Genomic DNA, 16,941 nt, shown 5'->3' with positions numbered 1-16,941 from the left:
TGTCGGGCAGCATGGTCTGTGAATCAGTATAGAGATTTTCCCTCGAAAGGCTTTGCTTTTTGTCATTAATTCGCCCCGCCGAGGGTGTCAGATAGCGCCAGCTTAATCGGTTCAACTGCGAAGGTCAGTCCTTTTTCGCCGTTATCCGCCACCACATAGCGAATTGCCCCTTCAGTTGTGGCGTAGTACCGCTTGTTTTTACCCGCGGCCAGCAGCTTTTGCAGCTTTTGCTGGCTTTGCTTTTTCGTCAGCGCGGGCGTAAACGCCTGTAATACCGCGCTCATGTACTCCTGCGCCTTCGTTTTTGCCGCTTTCTGCTCTGGGCCCTGGATCGGTAGCCAGGTGATTTGCATACTTTTGATTTTTAACGTCCCACGCTCCAGCGCCGTGGAGGCATACAAGTTTTCGTTTATCTTGCTCGCCGCGCGGGTCAGGGTTGGGGTGTCACGAGAAGTATCAATGGCGCGAAACTCATCCAGCGGCAACGTAGGGTTGGTCTGATTGAAGGTTTCACGAAACTGACTGATGGATTGATCGAACGACGGCGCGCCTGCCAGCAAATAGGGTGCCGTGGTAGGGGCCGACGTGTCGGCGGCGTGCAGCGGAAAACCCGCGCCAAGCATCGCTATACACAGGAAGAGAGTGTGTGCCGAACTTTTCATCAACATTGCCCCTGGCCGTAAGTGCTCATGATTAAAACGATATCTGCCCGGCTTGTCAAAAGGTCACAACTCCAGGGTAAAATGCGGACTAAATGATAATAAGGAACCTTACATGACCATACAGCAGTGGCTGTTTTCATTCAAAGGGCGTATCGGACGCCGTGATTTCTGGGTCTGGATGGTGACGTGGGTTGTCGCCATGCTGCTTCTGTTTTTCGTTGCGTACAATGCCTGGTTGAGCACGCAAACGGCGGCTTTTGCGCTGGTCTGTTTGCTGTGGCCAACGGCGGCCGTGGTGGTGAAACGTCTTCACGATCGTGGTCGTTCCGGCGCGTGGGCTTTTCTGATTATTCTGGCGTGGATGCTGGTCGCAGGGAACTGGGGGATGCTGCCGTCCATTCTTCCCTGGGTGGTGGGCAGGCTGCTGCCGTCCGTTATCTTCGTGATGATGATTGTCGATCTGGGCGCGTTTATCGGCACCCAGAGCGAAAATAAATACGGTAAAGACACCCTTGAGGTGAAGTACCGCTGATCACCAGTAGTGTTCGGCAGTCATATGACCCGGTCGGCGGCGAAGATGTTTCGTCATCTGCCGGGTATCCTTCAGAAGCTGTTGCGTATCCCGAACCATCTGCGGGTTACCACACAGCATGACGTGGCTGGTGTCGGCAGTCATCGGCAAACCCACTGCGTTTTCCAGCACACCACTCTCAATTAACGCCGGCACGCGACCGGTCAGCGTACCTGCTACGGTTTCGCGGCTGACGACGGTCTGAATTTTCAGCTTCCCGCCATATCGCTGTTCCAGCGCCTGCATCTGTGGCAAGTAGCTCAGGTCTGCGGCGTAGCGCGCAGCATGCACCAGCACGATGTTTTTAAAGCGCTCAAGGTCTTTGCCATATTGCAGAATGGAGAGGTAGGGGCCAATGGCCGTGCCGGTTGCCAGCATCCAGAGCGTGTCACAATCAGGGATCTCTTCGAGTACAAAGAAACCTGCTGCTTCACTCACAATTTGCACATCGTCACCGGGCTTAAGGGCGGCAAGGCGCGGGCTGAGCTTACCGTCCGGGACGGTCACCAGATAGAACTCAAGATCCGGATTATCCGGCGCGTTAACGTAAGAGTAGGCGCGCTGCACGCGTTCGCCGTCGACATCCAGCCCCAGCTTCGCAAATTGCCCGGCCTTAAACGGGTGAACGGGAGCATGCAGGGTGAGACTAAATAGCGCATCGGTCCAGAACTCTATCTTTGTGACTTTACCTGTTACCCAGTCCGCCATGATCTTCTCCTGTGCTGTTTCTCTGTTCTATCTTCCGTACTTGTGGGAAACATTTCCAGCCCCTTCGGGCCGGAAAGCTCTATCGATCAAACGGTTTTACAGAATGTGCGTCTGTACGTCCGGGTCTTTACGATCGAGATAGTGAATGGACTGAATGCGGCGAATGGTGCGCGATTTACCGCGGATCAGCAGCGTTTCGGTGGTCGCCATATTGCCCTTGCGGGTGATGCCGTCCAGCAGGTCACCTTTGGTGATGCCGGTGGCGGAGAAGACAACGTTGTCGCTGCGTGCCATTTCATTCAGCGCGAGAACCTTATTGGCTTCGATACCCATTGCTTCGCAGCGCGCCAGCTCGTTTTCACCGATACGGCGGTTCTCGTCGCTGTCGCCTTTCACCTCATGCCGAGGCAGCAGGCGCGCCTGCATATCGCCGTCCAGCGCGCGGATCACCGCCGCCGAGACCACGCCCTCCGGCGCACCGCCGATGCCGTACAGCACGTCTACTTCGCTGTCCGGCATGCAGGTCAGAATTGAGGCGGCAACATCGCCATCCGGAATGGCAAACACGCGCACGCCGAGCTTTTGCATCTGCGCGATGGTGGCGTCGTGGCGCGGTTTTGCCAGAATCGTCACGGTCAGTTCACTCAGGGGTTTGCCCAAAGCTCTGGCGATGTTGCGCAGGTTCTCTTCCAGCGGCAGGCTGAGGTCGATTGCGCCCTTCGCACCAGGACCGACTATCAGCTTTTCCATGTACATATCCGGCGCGTTAAGGAAGCAGCCTTTATCGCCCACGGCCAGAACCGCAAGCGCGTTGGCCTGACCCATCGCCGTCATGCGGGTGCCTTCAATCGGGTCTACGGCGATATCCACCGCATCCCCTTTGCCGGTACCGACTTTTTCACCGATATAGAGCATTGGCGCTTCGTCGATCTCGCCTTCGCCGATGACGATAGTGCCGTCGATGTTGACCTGGTTAAGTACAATGCGCATGGCATGGACAGCAGCACCGTCCGCGGTATTTTTGTCGCCACGCCCCAGCCATTTATAGCCTGCGAGGGCGGCCGCTTCGGTGACGCGGGAAAACTCGATAGCAAGTTCACGTTTCATGAGGTACTCGTGCAATCAAAAGGAATTGCACGAAGTTTATCACAGAGTGGGGAGGGGAGAGGGGACCGGTGCGGTTTGGGCCCCTCTCCCTCTCCTCATGGGAGAGGGAGAGGGAATATAGGATTACTCGTCGTGCTCTTCCCACGCCAGGGCGCGCTTCACTGCTTTCTTCCAGCCGCTGTAGCGGAAGTTGCGCTCGGTGGTTTCGATGCCCGGGCGGAACTCGCGCTCGATAACCGCTTTTTCCTGCAGCTCGTCCAGGTTCTGCCAGAAGCCTACCGCCAGACCGGCAAGATATGCCGCACCCAGCGCCGTGACTTCACGCACTTCAGGGCGCTCAACGCGGGTACCCAGAATGTCGGACTGGAACTGCATCAGGAAGTTATTCGCTACCGCGCCGCCGTCCACGCGCAGGGCGTGCAGACGAATGCCGGAGTCTGCCTGCATCGCTTCCAGCACGTCGCGCGTCTGGTAGGCAATGGATTCCAGGGTGGCGCGAATAATGTGGTTCGAGTTCACACCACGCGTCAGACCGAAAATCGCACCGCGTGCATAGGGATCCCAGTACGGTGCGCCCAGGCCGGTGAACGCTGGCACCACGTACACACCGTTGGTGTCCTTCACTTTGGTCGCAAAGTATTCGGAGTCGAAGGCATCGCTAATCAGCTTCATCTCGTCACGCAGCCACTGAATAGATGCACCCGCCATAAACACCGCACCTTCCAGGGCGTAGTTCACTTCACCGCGAGGGCCGCAGGCGATGGTGGTCAGCAGGCCGTTTTCTGATTTCACCGCTTTCTCACCGGTATTCATCAGCATAAAGCAGCCGGTGCCGTAGGTGTTCTTCGCCATCCCTTCTTTGACGCACAGCTGGCCGAACAGTGCCGCCTGCTGGTCACCGGCGATACCGGCGATAGGAATACGGGTGCCGCCTTTACCGCCAATGTTGGTCTGACCGTAGACTTCTGAAGACTTGCGCACTTCAGGCAGCATCGCGCGTGGGATATCCAGCGCGTCCAGCATCTTGTCATCCCACTCCAGGGTGTTGATGTTGAACAGCATGGTACGCGAGGCGTTGGTGTAGTCGGTGACGTGAACACGTCCCTGGGTCATCTTCCAGATAAGCCAGGTATCAACGGTTCCGAACAGCAGCTCGCCGCGTTTTGCTCGTTCGCGTGAACCTTCCACGTGGTCGAGGATCCACTTCACTTTGGTGCCGGAGAAGTACGGGTCAACCACCAGACCGGTGGCGCTGCGCACGTACTCTTCCATCCCGTCACGCTTCAGCTGTTCACAGATTTCTGAGGTACGGCGGCACTGCCAGACAATAGCGTTGTAGATAGGCTTACCGGTTTCGCGTTCCCAGACAATCGTCGTTTCACGCTGGTTGGTAATACCGATAGCGGCAATCTCGTCGGAACTGATATCGGCTTTCGCCAGTACTTCAACCAGCGTTGAGCTTTGTGAAGCCCAGATCTCCATTGGGTCATGTTCTACCCAGCCTGGACGAGGGTAAATTTGCTCAAATTCACGTTGAGACACGCTGACAATGTTCGCGTCATGATCCATTACGACAGCGCGGGAGCTGGTAGTGCCCTGGTCGAGCGCAACGATATATTTTTTTTCGGTCATGGTATGTGTCCCGTAGTCAGATTACAGCGAAGCTTTTTGTTGTGCGGTAGAAGTCGTTTCCTTCTCCTCTTCCACACAGGTGTCGCACGGTAAGTGGCGACCAATTAATTTGCGGTAGCTAAACGCGCCCAGCGCGGCCCCAACCACCGGCGCAAAAAGCGGTACCAGGAAGTAAGGGATATCTTTCCCGCCAGTAAAGGCCACGTCGCCCCATCCCGCGATAAACGCGAAGGCTTTCGGTCCGATATCACGCGCCGGGTTCATCGCAAACCCGGTCAGCGGGCCCATGGATGCGCCGATCACCGCAATCAGCAGACCAATCAGCAAGGGGGCCAGCGGGCCACGCGGAATGCCGTTTCCGTCGTCGGTCAGCGCCAGGATAACGCCCATCAGAATAGCGGTAATCACCATTTCAACTGCGAACGCCTGCACAAAATTGATATGCGGGTTTGGATAGGTTGAGAAGATGCCTGCCAGATCCAGACTTTCGACGCTGCCGCGCACCATATGATGCGTCTGTTCGAAGTCGATGAAAAGATTGTAATAAAGCCCGTAAACTAACGCCGCTGCACAAAACGCGCCGGCAAACTGAGAAAGAATGAAGGGAACAACTTTGCGTCCGTCGAAGCACGCGAACAGCCACAGTGCGATAGTCACCGCCGGGTTAAGATGTGCACCAGAAACCCCTGCAGTCAGGTAGATGGCCATCGCCACGCCCAGACCCCAGATGATACTGATTTCCCACTGACCAAAACTGGCACCCGCCACTTTCAGTGCAGCGACACAGCCCACTCCGAAGAATATCAACAACCCGGTACCAAGGAACTCGGCAATGCACTGGCCTTTTAAGGTTGATGTCTGACTCATAATCGGAATCCTGAAGAAATTGATGTTTATTGTTAGCGTGGTCGCCCGTGACAGCCACGATGCCCTGTAGACATAGTGTTAATTTATCGTTAACGAGCAAAAACGAGAAATATCGAAATCAAAATGTGTGGTCTGTGTCAATAAAATGAGCGTTTTCGCGCCATAAAGCGCGTTTTTGCATCAGAAATGGAATGTGAGCTGAATCATTTCATTAACGAATGAGTTAACAACTTAGTGGTATATGCCGCGAACGCACCAGGACGAGACCGAAAAGTGTTGCAAACCGCGATCTGCGCGGCGTGTCGCTGGACACAGAGCGCCGCGCTCCATACAATCGATGGAATATGTCGTGCGCGTTTACGTTAAAGCGTCGCCTTGCAATTCAGGAGAGGTAGCATCATGTCTTTAGAAGTGTTTGAGAAACTGGAATCGAAAGTACAGCAGGCGATTGACACCATCACGCTGCTGCAAATGGAAATTGAAGAGCTGAAAGAGAAAAACAACAGCCTGGCGCAGGAAGTGCAGAACGCGCAGCACAGCCGCGAAGAACTGGAGCGTGAAAACAACCAGCTGCGCGAACAGCAGAACGGCTGGCAGGATCGCCTGCAGGCGCTGCTGGGACGTATGGAAGAGGTCTGATTCCCATTGGGATTAACTGACCAGGCCGGGTAAGGCGACGCCGCCACCCGGCTTTTTTATGGTTTCTGCTCACTGACATCAAACCATAAAAAAGGCCGCCATCGGCGGCCTTAACGCTACTTGTCCTGCGCTGTCATAGCAAAAGCGACAAATCCACTCGGTTCATCACTCTTTACAACGAGTACGCTGGCGACAATGAACGCGATACATAAATAGCGTTTCATCATGCGGTCCCTGCAGCTAACCGCTCCACCGTTCACCACCGGTGATAAGTCGGCGGACACAAGCCCGGTTAAAGGTTGCTTTACGGTTGTGAATACACCTTTCCCTGGACCGATGCCCATGTGCGAGATGGCGGAAAGGAACGATGCATCATAATGAGCAACAGCAGTGTAGTTAAGGTCTTCAGCGGAAATTAGGAATTTATAAAGGGTCGACGGGGGTTACCGGAGGGATGAACCAGGGTAAGATAAAAATCCTGGTTAAAGGTTGCAAGATAATCCAACGGACCGCGAATCCCGAGGGACAAAAAAACCGCCACATTGTTATTGGCGGTTTTTTTATGATTTACGCTTACTGTTTTATTACTCAATATCCAGCGGATCTTCCGAAAGAATAATCCCGGTGTTATCAGCGTAAAGATGGTCGCCGGAGAAGAAGGTCACGCCGCCAAAATTGACGCGGACGTCGCTTTCACCGATACCGTCACCTGCTGCGCCTACCGGAATGGCCGCAATCGCCTGAATCCCGATATCCAGGTCTTCGAGATCGTCCACCTGGCGCACGGAACCGTACACCACAATGCCTTCCCACTCGTTCTGCACGGCAATGCCGGCCAGCTCTGCATCTATCAGAGCACGACGCACGGAACCGCCGCCATCGACGACCAAAACGCGGCCACGACCATTCTGTTCGAGCAGATCGTACAGCAACCCGTTGTCCTCGAAACATTTCACCGTGACGATTTGTCCGCCAAACGACGACCGTCCACCAAAGTTGGAGAACAGCGGTTCAACGACGTTGACATCTTCCTGGTAGATGTCACAAAGCTCGGAGGTATCGTATTTCATAGGTTTACCGCTCAGTTGCTGCGAATGTGTTCAGTATATCGTGCTAAATGCGTTGTTGGCAAAATCATCAATTGTTAATTGATATTTGTCAGCTAACTGAGCGTCTGGCTTAAGACAATCCCAATGACGAACAACAGGTTAGTCAGCAGGGCGCCTTTTACCGTTCGTTCCAGCATCGGCGGCATCGCGGCCGGGCTAAGTTCACGCATGACGAAGCGGGCCTGCTTAATCAGCAGCGGCGCGGCGAGTATAAACAGCCAGCCCCATACGCTGTGCAGCGAGATCAGATTAAACAGTGCCAGACAAACCAGGGCACCAATCAGCAGGCAGGCATGATAGCGGCGCGCATTGACCGGCCCCAGACGTACCGCGAGCGTGTTTTTACCGTTCTCACGGTCACTGTCGATATCGCGCAGGTTATTGATGTTGAGTACCGCCGTCGCCAGCAGACCGCAGGCGGTTGCGGGCAGGAAAAGGGCAGGGATAACGGTATGCACCTGCAGGTACCAACTCCCCATCACGCTCAGCCAGCCGAAGAACACCAGCACGGAGATATCCCCGAGGCCAATATACCCGTAAGGACGCGTACCGACGGTGTAGGTAATGGCCGCGATAATTGCGAGCAAGCCCAGCACCAGGAAGCCGATGAAGTCGCTGGTGGTTTTCGAGGCGACCGTCACCAGTGCCAGACCCGATAAACAAATCAGTACCACGGTGATAATCAGCGCGCGCTTCATCTGTGCCTGGGTAATCACCCCTTTCTGCATCCCGCGCAGCGGTCCGATACGGTCAGGTTTGTCACTGCCTTTCACCGCATCACCGTAGTCGTTAGCGAGATTGGAGAGAATTTGCAGCAGCCCTGCGGTAATCAATGCCAGCGCAGCGACCAGAGGATCAAAATAACCTTGCCACCAGGCAAGTGCCGTGCCGACGATAATGGCGGCAAAGGCCAGAGGAAGCGTTTTAGGGCGTAGACTTTCGAGCCACGCCTGAGTACGGCTGATATCAGTCATAAGTATTTAGCCAATAAAAATGGGGGCATTAGCCCCCATTAACGGTGATGAGAATGCAATAACCGCGATTATAGGATAAAACGGCTAAGATCTTCATCTGCCACTAACGCATCAAGATGTTTGCTCACATATTCAGCGTCAATGGTAATGGTTTGACCGTTAAGGTCGCTCGCATCATAAGAGATATCCTCCACCAGGCGTTCCAGCACGGTATGCAGACGACGCGCACCGATGTTTTCGGTGGTTTCGTTAACCTGCCACGCGGCCTGGGCGATACGTTTGATACCGTCTTCGGTGAACTCCAGGTTCACGCCTTCGGTCGCCATCAGCGCTTTGTACTGTACGGTCGCAGAGGCGTTTGGCTCGGTCAGGATGCGTTCGAAATCTTCGGTGGTCAGCGCCTGCAGTTCAACGCGGATCGGCAGACGACCCTGCAGTTCCGGGATCAGGTCAGACGGGCTGGCAACCTGGAACGCGCCGGAAGCGATAAACAGGATGTGGTCCGTTTTCACCATACCGTGCTTGGTGGAGACGGTGCAGCCTTCAACCAGCGGCAGCAGGTCGCGCTGAACGCCTTCACGGGACACGTCCGGGCCGGAGCTGTTGCCGCCGCGCTTACAAATTTTGTCGATTTCGTCGATGAACACGATGCCGTGCTGCTCAACCGCGTCGATAGCATCCTGCTTCAGCTCTTCCGGGTTCACTAGCTTCGCCGCTTCTTCTTCAATCAGCAGCTTCATCGCGTCTTTGATTTTCAGCTTACGTGCTTTCTGCTTCTGGCCGCCCAGGTTCTGGAACATGGACTGCAGCTGGCTGGTCATCTCTTCCATGCCAGGAGGTGCCATGATTTCTACACCCATTGGCGCGGCAGCAAGATCGATCTCAATCTCTTTATCATCCAGCTGGCCTTCACGCAGTTTTTTGCGGAATGCCTGACGCGCGGCAGACGGTTCAGCCTGCTGCTCAGCCTGGCCCCAGTTGTTTTTCGCCGGTGGGATCAGCACGTCGAGAATGCGCTCTTCGGCCATCTCTTCCGCGCGATAGCGGTTTTTCTCAATTGCCTGGACGCGCACCATTTTGATCGCCGAATCGGTCAGATCGCGGATGATGGAGTCCACTTCTTTACCCACATAGCCCACTTCGGTGAACTTGGTAGCTTCGACTTTGATGAAAGGCGCGTTCGCCAGCTTCGCCAGACGACGGGCAATTTCGGTTTTACCGACACCGGTTGGGCCGATCATCAGAATGTTTTTCGGCGTCACTTCATGGCGCAGCTCTTCGTCAAGCTGCATACGACGCCAGCGGTTACGCAGAGCGATAGCCACGGAGCGCTTGGCGTTATCCTGGCCGATAATGTGTTTGTTCAGTTCGCTGACAATTTCGCGTGGGGTCATTTCAGACATGGGAGATCCTTACGCTTTGGAGGTCAATTCTTCGATGGTGTGGTTATGGTTGGTATAGATGCAGATATCACCTGCAATATCCAACGCCTTCACCGCGATATCACGTGCGTTCATGTCGGTATTTTCCAACAGCGCGCGGGCTGCAGCCTGGGCATAAGGGCCGCCAGAGCCGATGGCAATCAGGTCATTCTCCGGCTGAATAACGTCACCGTTACCGGTGATGATCAGCGAAGCGGTTTCATCGGCTACCGCCAGCAGCGCTTCGAGCTTGCGTAGCATACGGTCGGTACGCCAGTCTTTTGCCAGCTCAACGGCCGCTTTCACCAGATGACCCTGGTGCATTTCAAGCTTGCGTTCAAACAGTTCAAACAGCGTGAAGGCATCAGCTGTACCGCCTGCAAAACCGGCGATCACTTTGTCGTTATAGAGACGACGGACTTTCTTCACGTTGCCTTTCATGACGGTATTACCCAGCGTGGCCTGGCCATCACCGGCGATTACCACATGGCCGTTACGGCGTACACTTACTATTGTTGTCACGAGCAGACCCCCTGGTTACAAATTCGGGAAACAGAAGCCCTGAGCCTGTGCTCAGGGCTGAATTAAATGATAGATGGGGGAGATTTTGGGGGTTTCAACCCCCGGAGGCGAGTCGAATGCAGTTTGTGTGGCCGGCCACTTTCAAACGAGAAAGGGTGCCATCGGCGTTTTCTTTGCCTTTGACCGGGCCAATCACCACGCGGTTCCAGCCGTTATTGGTGGTAATGCGTGAATCAAACCCTTCAAATGCCAGCTGAGCACGCACGGTTTCGGCCTGCTCTGCACCTTTAAACGAACCGCACTGTACCATCCAGCGACGTTCGTCTTTTTTCTCCGCCGTCTGCTTCGGCGCTTCGGTCTCTTTGGTCACCGGCGCAGCCTGCTGCGTTTTCGGCTGCTGTGCAGTGGTATGCGCTGGCGTCTGGAGCAGATCCTGATACGGTTGAGCCGCCTGTTTTTGCGGCTGTGCTTTTGGCTGTTGAACAGGCTGAGATTGTACCGTACGCGTCTGCTGCTGCGGTTGCTGGTAAGGCTGTGCCTTCGGCTGCTGTACCGGCTGAGTTTGCGTCCACTGCTGCTGTTGCTGCTGAATTTGAGCCTGGCGCTGACGCTGCAACTGCAACGTTTGCTGACGCTGCGCTGGCGTTTGTTCATTCCATGGCACTTCGTTCAGCTGCGTCGGCTGCTGGCGCATATCGGCCTGCATTTGTGCCAGCAACTGGCGCTGCTCGTCCGTCAGCTGATCGGCATTCTTCACTTCACCACCGGCAGAGGGCTCGGTAGGCGCACGCACGCCAGGCTGGCGGCTTTCCAGCTCTTTGATATAGCGCCAGCGCTCTTCAGGTTTCGGAGGAAGGCCATTACCGGCCACTTTACTGGCCTGAAGCGCCTCGGACTCTTCCTTTTTATGGTGCGTGATGAAGTACAGACCACCAATAAAGGCGACGACAACAGCCGCAGCAATAGCGACCATTGCTGGCGAGACAGCAGGCAGGCTACGTTGCTTTTTCCTTGAGCTACTCTTTTTGCGTCGCGAAGGTGCCGGCTGGCCGCGACGTACATAATCTCGTTGTGCCACTATCGTTTCGCTGTATTTATTCGTTCGTCAGCCCGCCATGTTACTTAAGCGGCGGGGCTTTGACCAGATAAGGGTGTCCTAAAGACGTTTACGTTAAGTCAATGCCTGGGTAGAGCCCCGGACTATCAGTTCGCAGTCCAGCAACCGCGAGCCGCTGCTAACTGTTTGACCGTGAAGCTGATCCAGCAGAAGCAGCATCGCTTCGCGACCGATTTGATAGCGCGGTTGCGCGACCGTTGAGAGCGGCGGATCGCAAAATTCTGAAAGCGAAATATTATCGAATCCGATGATGGATAAATCTTTCGGTATGCGCAGGCCGCGGCGTTTGGCGTACGATAACGCGCCCAGCGCCATCACGTCGCTGTGACAAAATACGGCGGTTGGCGGTTCAGGCAGGTCCAGAAGCTTCTCCAGCGCCTGGCCACCGGCTGCGAAGGTAAAATCACCGCGGGCAATGTAGTGCGGATCGACGGTAACGCCAGTACGGCGCAGTGCCTGAACGTAGCCCTGCAGGCGGTAGTGGCACAGCGGCATTTCTTCTGGCCCGGCAATACAGCCAATGCGCTTATGCCCCAGCTCCTGAAGATAGTTCACCGCGTTGAATGCGGCGGTGAGGTTATCGATATGGACCGTCGGTAGCTCCAGTTCAGGGGCAAACTCATTGGCCATGACCATCGGCGGTAAATTGCGTTGTTCTTCGATGCTGGCGTCAAACGGCAGGCGCGAGCCAAGCAGCAGCATGCCGTCGATCTGCTTGGTAATAATGAGGTCGATAAAGGTTTTTTCCTGCTGGTTCTGATGGGCGCAGTCGCCAATCAGAACGAGGTAGCCTTGTTCCGCCGCCGTCACTTCGATACCGCGGATAATCTCACTGAAGAAGGGATCGCAGATGTCCGGCACAATCACAAGGATTGTGCGTGATTCATTGCGTTTGACGTTGCGCCCCATCGCCTGTGGGAAATAACCCACTTCAAGCGCAGCCTGCTCTACCCGGTTGCGGGTCGCCTGGGAGACTTTATCCGGGTTCATTAATGCGCGGGACACGGTTGCCGTTGAGACTTGTGCTTTCTCGGCAACGTCTTTCATGGTCGCCGTGGCAACCTCTTTCCTGGACTTCAACGTCTTCTCCTCGCCTGAACACCGAACTTCTGACATCACCATTTTTACAGATAGTTAATGGAATCGGTTACAGAATTTTCATAAAAAGTGTGAGGAGCGTTAAATTTTTCGATCCGTCTTCAGCCTTCGATGGGATCGACGTCCAGCACCCACTTCACTTTACGTGCTTCAGGCAGGGTGTTGATTAGCGCCAGCGTGCCGCTAACAATGTGCTGTAAACGGATCCGCGAAGGATGCTGGAGCAAAATTTGCCAGCGGAAACGTCCGCCGCGTTTCGGTGCCAGCGCCGGTACCGGACCCAGGATCCACAGCTGATTATCCACCAGGGGGCTGGCCTGCAGGAGATTTCTCAGCTGCTGCAGGAAAAGCGGTGCCTGCTGGTTGTTATGATCTTCCGCGCGGATGATGACGTGGCTGGTCCACGGTGGCAGCTGCATGGTCTGTCGTTCGGCCAGCGCCTGCTCGGCAAAAGCGTCATAGCCTTTGTGCAGCAGGGTTTGCAGCAGCGGGTGCTCAGGGTGGTGCGTCTGCAGAACCACTTCGCCCTGTTTGCCTGCGCGCCCTGCCCGTCCGGCCACCTGGGTATAAAGCTGGGCAAAACGCTCGGCCGCGCGGAAATCCGCAGAGAACAGCGCGCCGTCCACGTCCAGCAGGGCGACCAGCGTGACGTCCGGGAAGTGGTGCCCTTTTGCCAGCATTTGGGTACCAATCAGAATGCGCGCTCCGCCGCGATGTACTTCCGCGAGCTGCTGTTCCAGCGCGCCCTTGCGGCTGGTGGTGTCTCTGTCGATACGAGAGATTGGAACGTCAGGGAAGAAGGGCGCCAGCGCCTGCTCAAGCTGTTCCGTTCCTAGTCCGACCGGCACGATATGCGTTGACCCGCACGATGGACACTGGCGCGGCACCGGACGCTGGCTGTCGCAGTGGTGACAACGCAGGTGGCGCTGTGCCTGATGGAAGGTGTAGTAGTGGTCACAGCGTGGGCATTCCGCAATCCAGCCGCAGTCGTGGCACAGCAGGGCGGGTGCAAATCCGCGGCGGTTGAGGAACAGAATCACCTGGTTGCCCGCCTGCAAATGCTGACGCATGCGGGTAATCAATGCGGGTGCTAGCCCGGCCTGAACCTGCTGACCTTTTAGATCGAGCACGTGCTGAATGGCCGGACGGGCATTCCCGGCACGGCGCGTCAGACGCAGCATATGATATTTGCGCTGGCGCACGTTGTGCAGGGTTTCGAGCGCAGGTGTGGCGGAGCCGAGAATGATCGGAATTTGCTCGCTGTGGGCGCGATAAACTGCCAGATCGCGGGCATGGTAGCGCCAGCCTTCCTGTTGCTTATAGGAGCTGTCGTGCTCTTCGTCGATCACGATCACGCCAAGATTTTTAAACGGCGTAAACAGCGACGAGCGGGTGCCGATCACAATCGCCGCTTCGCCATTTTTCGCTTTCAGCCAGGCGCTGAGGCGTTCGCTGTCGTTCAGACCGGAGTGCAGGACCTCAACCGGCGCGTTAAAGCGCTCGCGGAATCGAGCGATGGTTTGAGGGGTTAAGCCAATTTCCGGCACCATGACCAGCGCCTGTTTGCCCTGCGCGAGCACGTTTTCCAGCACGCTCAGATACACTTCGGTCTTACCGGAACCGGTGACGCCCGCCAGCAGCCAGGCAGAAAAATGGTCCGAGGCGCTGTGAATGGCGCCGACCGCGGTGGCCTGCTCGGTATTCAGGCGCAGACGATCCCCTGAAACGGAGAAGCCGTCGCGCCAGTCGTGAAGGGCTGGGGCCTGGCTTGCCAGCTCGCTCAGACCTTTCTTTCTCAGGGCCTGTAAAGCGGCTTCGCTCACCTCAAGTTCGTCGACTTGATGCCGCCAGATGTTACCCTGGCGCAGAGCGGCCAGCGCCTGCTGCTGTTTCTGCGATCGTTTGAGGCTATTAATGTCTACGGCCTGCCCTTGCTCGGTGGCAAACCAGTACCACATCGGCGCATGGCTGGCGCTCTTACCCTGGCGCAGCAGGATAGGCAGGGCGTGGAACAGGACATCCCCAATCGGATGATGGTAGTAATCAGCCGCCCACAGTAGCAGTCGCCAGGTGCTGGTGGAGTAAACCGGTTCGCTGTCCAGTACCTCAATGACCGATTTCAGCTCATTAAGGGGGAGTTCGCTTTTATCGCTGACGGAAACAACGATCCCCACACGCTGTTGTTTGCCAAACGGCACGGTCACGCGACAGCCCGCTTTGGCGCTCATGCTGTCGGGCAGCAGGTAGTCAAAGGTGCGGGGAAGCGGAACGGGCAGGGCAACGTGAGCGACGGGCATCGAATCTTCCTGACTTGAAAAGTGGCGCGTTAGTATACACATTAGTGAAAGCGGCGTGCGGATCAGTTTGCATACGTTGGTCAAATTCTGTATGATTCGCCGCCTTTGGTGTACTTTACGCCAAAGAACTTACATTCAACATCGCGTGGTGTCTGGCGTTAGGGCTGGAAGAGCGACGCGGCCTTAACTGAGGTTCTCCCATGAAAAAAGATATTCACCCGAAATACGAAATGATTACTGCAAACTGTTCTTGCGGTAACTCTATCCAGATCCGCTCCACCGTGGGTCACGATCTGAACCTGGACGTGTGCGGCAAATGCCACCCGTTCTACACTGGTAAGCAGCGTGATGTTGCAACCGGTGGCCGTGTTGACCGCTTCAACAAGCGTTTCAGCATCCCGGGCGCTAAATAAGTTTCCCGAAAAAAAGGCACCGCAAGGTGCCTTTTTTGTATCCGCTTCTCAGTATTCCCACGTATCCGGGTCAATACCCAGTTCACGCATGATCACCTTCGCCTCTTCCGGGATTTCGTCGCTACGCTCTTTGCGCAGATCGTCATCGTTCGGCAACGGTTGACCGGTAAACGCATGCAGGAACGCTTCGCACAGCAGTTCGCTATTGGTCGCGTGACGCAGGTTGTTCACCTGACGACGCGTACGTTCATCGGTGAGGATCTTCAACACCTTCAGAGGAATGGAAACCGTAATTTTCTTTACTTGCTCACTCTTCTTACCGTGCTCAGCGTATGGGCTGATATATTCGCCGCTCCATTCAGCCATGAGATACCTTTAATCCTCTCAGTCATTAATCTAAAGGTGCAAACCGGTCACTGCCCGTTTTGAACCGTAATCTTGCGTAGTTTACCGTAGAGACGATACCGTGGCACGGATATTGCCGCTGCAGCGTGCACTAAAGCATATAATTTTAACGGCTATTTGCGCATTGCTCAATCTATACGCAAAGAAGTTTAGATGTCCAGATGTATTGACGTCCATAATTTGAATGTTTACTCTGGTGCCTGACTTTTCACCTCATTCGCCAGGAAGCCCTCACCATGACGCGTAAACAGGCCACTATTGCAGTGCGTAGCGGATTAAATGATGACGAGCAGTACGGCTGCGTTGTCCCGCCGATTCATCTTTCCAGTACCTACAATTTCACCGGATTTAATGAACCCCGCGCGCACGACTACTCGCGTCGTGGCAACCCTACGCGTGATGTGACCCAGCGTGCGCTGGCCGAGCTGGAAGGGGGCGCAGGGGCCGTATTGACCAACACCGGGATGTCTGCGATTCACCTGGTGACGACGGTATTTCTGAAGCCGGGCGACCTGCTGGTGGCCCCGCACGACTGCTATGGCGGTAGCTATCGTCTGTTTGACAGCCTCGCAAAACGCGGCTGCTATCGCGTGCTGTTTGTCGATCAAAACGACGAACAGGCGCTGAAACTGGCGCTGGCAGAGAAACCAAAGCTCGTTCTGGTGGAAAGTCCAAGCAACCCATTGTTGCGCGTTGTCGATATTGCGAAAATTTGTCAGCTCGCAAGGGATGCGGGAGCGATAAGTGTAGTGGATAATACGTTCCTCAGTCCGGCCCTTCAGAACCCACTCGCACTGGGTGCTGATCTGGTATTGCATTCATGCACTAAATATCTGAACGGCCACTCTGATGTGGTAGCGGGCGTGGTGATTGCAAAAGATCCCGACGTTGTCACGGAACTGGCATGGTGGGCCAATAACATTGGCGTCACCGCCGGGGCGTTCGACAGCTACCTGCTGTTGCGCGGCATCCGTACGCTTTCTCCGCGTATGGAAGTGGCGCAGCGCAATGCCCAGGCCATTGTCGATTTCCTGAAAACCCAGCCGCTGGTGAAGAAGCTTTATCACCCGTCGCTGCCGGAAAACCAGGGGCACGAGATTGCCGCGCGCCAGCAGAAAGGGTTTGGCGCGATGTTAAGTTTTGAACTGGACGGCGACGAGCAAACGCTGCGTCGCTTCCTGAGCGGGCTGTCATTGTTTACGCTGGCGGAATCATTAGGTGGGGTTGAAAGCTTGATCTCCCACGCCGCAACCATGACGCACGCCGGTATGGCACCGGAAGCACGTGCCGCCGCCGGGATTTCCGAGACGCTGCTGCGTATCTCGACCGGTATTGAAGATTCTGAAGATTTAATTGCCGATCTGGAAAATGGCTTCCGGGTCGCAGCCAAGGGGTAATC

Annotated in this window: 17 protein-coding genes; 4 read left to right on the top strand and 13 right to left on the bottom strand. The window is 55.5% G+C overall.

What is annotated here, in order from left to right; genetic code table 11:
• Window positions 1-65: 65 nt before the first annotated feature.
• Window positions 66-662, bottom strand: a complete 597-nt coding sequence (locus L383_RS05950; protein WP_023331603.1) for a DUF1454 family protein — start codon at window positions 660-662, stop codon at window positions 66-68.
• Between the two features lie 112 nt (window positions 663-774).
• On the opposite strand from L383_RS05950, the gene L383_RS05955 reads away from it, so the two are divergent.
• The gene (locus L383_RS05955; protein WP_023331602.1) at window positions 775-1,194 is read left to right on the top strand and encodes a DUF805 domain-containing protein; all 420 of its coding nucleotides are present in this window, start codon (window positions 775-777) and stop codon (window positions 1,192-1,194) included.
• Here the strand turns inward: L383_RS05955 and fpr are convergent, their stop codons facing one another.
• From fpr to L383_RS05975, 4 genes are all read right to left on the bottom strand, one after another.
• Complete coding sequence (gene fpr, locus L383_RS05960; RefSeq protein WP_014885708.1) at window positions 1,195-1,941, bottom strand: ferredoxin--NADP(+) reductase; 747 nt, start codon at window positions 1,939-1,941, stop codon at window positions 1,195-1,197.
• A gap of 96 nt (window positions 1,942-2,037) precedes the next feature.
• Window positions 2,038-3,048 carry a class II fructose-bisphosphatase gene (gene glpX, locus L383_RS05965; RefSeq protein ID WP_023331601.1) on the bottom strand — a complete coding sequence of 337 codons (1,011 nt, stop codon included), beginning with the start codon at window positions 3,046-3,048 and terminating at the stop codon, window positions 2,038-2,040.
• A gap of 123 nt (window positions 3,049-3,171) precedes the next feature.
• Complete coding sequence (glpK, locus tag L383_RS05970) at window positions 3,172-4,680, bottom strand: glycerol kinase GlpK (RefSeq protein ID WP_014885706.1); 1,509 nt, start codon at window positions 4,678-4,680, stop codon at window positions 3,172-3,174.
• Window positions 4,681-4,701: 21 nt separating this feature from the next.
• Complete coding sequence (locus tag L383_RS05975; protein WP_014885705.1) at window positions 4,702-5,547, bottom strand: MIP/aquaporin family protein; 846 nt, start codon at window positions 5,545-5,547, stop codon at window positions 4,702-4,704.
• Between the two features lie 399 nt (window positions 5,548-5,946).
• On the opposite strand from L383_RS05975, the gene zapB reads away from it, so the two are divergent.
• Window positions 5,947-6,186 carry a septal ring assembly protein ZapB gene (zapB, locus tag L383_RS05980; protein ID WP_008501806.1) on the top strand — a complete coding sequence of 80 codons (240 nt, stop codon included), beginning with the start codon at window positions 5,947-5,949 and terminating at the stop codon, window positions 6,184-6,186.
• Between the two features lie 584 nt (window positions 6,187-6,770).
• On the opposite strand, the gene rraA is transcribed toward zapB, so the two are convergent.
• From rraA to priA, 7 genes are all read right to left on the bottom strand, one after another.
• Window positions 6,771-7,256 (bottom strand): ribonuclease E activity regulator RraA, encoded by a 486-nt coding sequence (gene rraA / locus L383_RS05985; RefSeq protein ID WP_014885702.1) that lies wholly within the window; start codon window positions 7,254-7,256, stop codon window positions 6,771-6,773.
• A 92-nt stretch (window positions 7,257-7,348) separates the two neighbouring features.
• Window positions 7,349-8,269 carry a 1,4-dihydroxy-2-naphthoate polyprenyltransferase gene (gene menA, locus L383_RS05990; protein WP_014885701.1) on the bottom strand — a complete coding sequence of 307 codons (921 nt, stop codon included), beginning with the start codon at window positions 8,267-8,269 and terminating at the stop codon, window positions 7,349-7,351.
• A 68-nt stretch (window positions 8,270-8,337) separates the two neighbouring features.
• On the bottom strand, window positions 8,338-9,672 hold the full coding sequence (hslU, locus tag L383_RS05995; RefSeq protein WP_010436948.1) for an HslU--HslV peptidase ATPase subunit: 1,335 nt from the start codon (window positions 9,670-9,672) through the stop codon (window positions 8,338-8,340).
• 9 nt (window positions 9,673-9,681) lie between these two features.
• Window positions 9,682-10,212 carry an ATP-dependent protease subunit HslV gene (gene hslV / locus L383_RS06000; protein ID WP_008501802.1) on the bottom strand — a complete coding sequence of 177 codons (531 nt, stop codon included), beginning with the start codon at window positions 10,210-10,212 and terminating at the stop codon, window positions 9,682-9,684.
• Between the two features lie 94 nt (window positions 10,213-10,306).
• Window positions 10,307-11,290 (bottom strand): cell division protein FtsN, encoded by a 984-nt coding sequence (ftsN, locus tag L383_RS06005; RefSeq protein WP_032629608.1) that lies wholly within the window; start codon window positions 11,288-11,290, stop codon window positions 10,307-10,309.
• 93 nt (window positions 11,291-11,383) lie between these two features.
• Window positions 11,384-12,409 carry a DNA-binding transcriptional regulator CytR gene (cytR, locus tag L383_RS06010; RefSeq protein WP_014885699.1) on the bottom strand — a complete coding sequence of 342 codons (1,026 nt, stop codon included), beginning with the start codon at window positions 12,407-12,409 and terminating at the stop codon, window positions 11,384-11,386.
• Between the two features lie 119 nt (window positions 12,410-12,528).
• The gene (priA, locus tag L383_RS06015; RefSeq protein ID WP_023331599.1) at window positions 12,529-14,724 is read right to left on the bottom strand and encodes a primosomal protein N'; all 2,196 of its coding nucleotides are present in this window, start codon (window positions 14,722-14,724) and stop codon (window positions 12,529-12,531) included.
• A 200-nt stretch (window positions 14,725-14,924) separates the two neighbouring features.
• On the opposite strand from priA, the gene rpmE reads away from it, so the two are divergent.
• A complete protein-coding gene (rpmE, locus tag L383_RS06020) occupies window positions 14,925-15,137 on the top strand; it encodes a 50S ribosomal protein L31 (RefSeq protein ID WP_003862040.1) in 213 nt (70 codons plus the stop codon).
• 48 nt (window positions 15,138-15,185) lie between these two features.
• Here the strand turns inward: rpmE and metJ are convergent, their stop codons facing one another.
• Window positions 15,186-15,503, bottom strand: a complete 318-nt coding sequence (gene metJ, locus L383_RS06025; RefSeq protein WP_006179183.1) for a met regulon transcriptional regulator MetJ — start codon at window positions 15,501-15,503, stop codon at window positions 15,186-15,188.
• Between the two features lie 275 nt (window positions 15,504-15,778).
• Between metJ and metB the strand changes: the two genes are divergently transcribed.
• Window positions 15,779-16,939 carry a cystathionine gamma-synthase gene (gene metB / locus L383_RS06030; protein ID WP_023331598.1) on the top strand — a complete coding sequence of 387 codons (1,161 nt, stop codon included), beginning with the start codon at window positions 15,779-15,781 and terminating at the stop codon, window positions 16,937-16,939.
• The last annotated feature ends 2 nt before the right edge of the window (window positions 16,940-16,941 follow it).

Source organism: Enterobacter sp. MGH 37, from assembly GCF_000534515.1.
Taxonomy (GTDB): domain Bacteria; phylum Pseudomonadota; class Gammaproteobacteria; order Enterobacterales; family Enterobacteriaceae; genus Enterobacter; species Enterobacter kobei.
The sequence above is the reverse complement of the archived record's forward strand: the minus strand, read 5'-3'. Positions and strand labels throughout refer to the sequence as shown.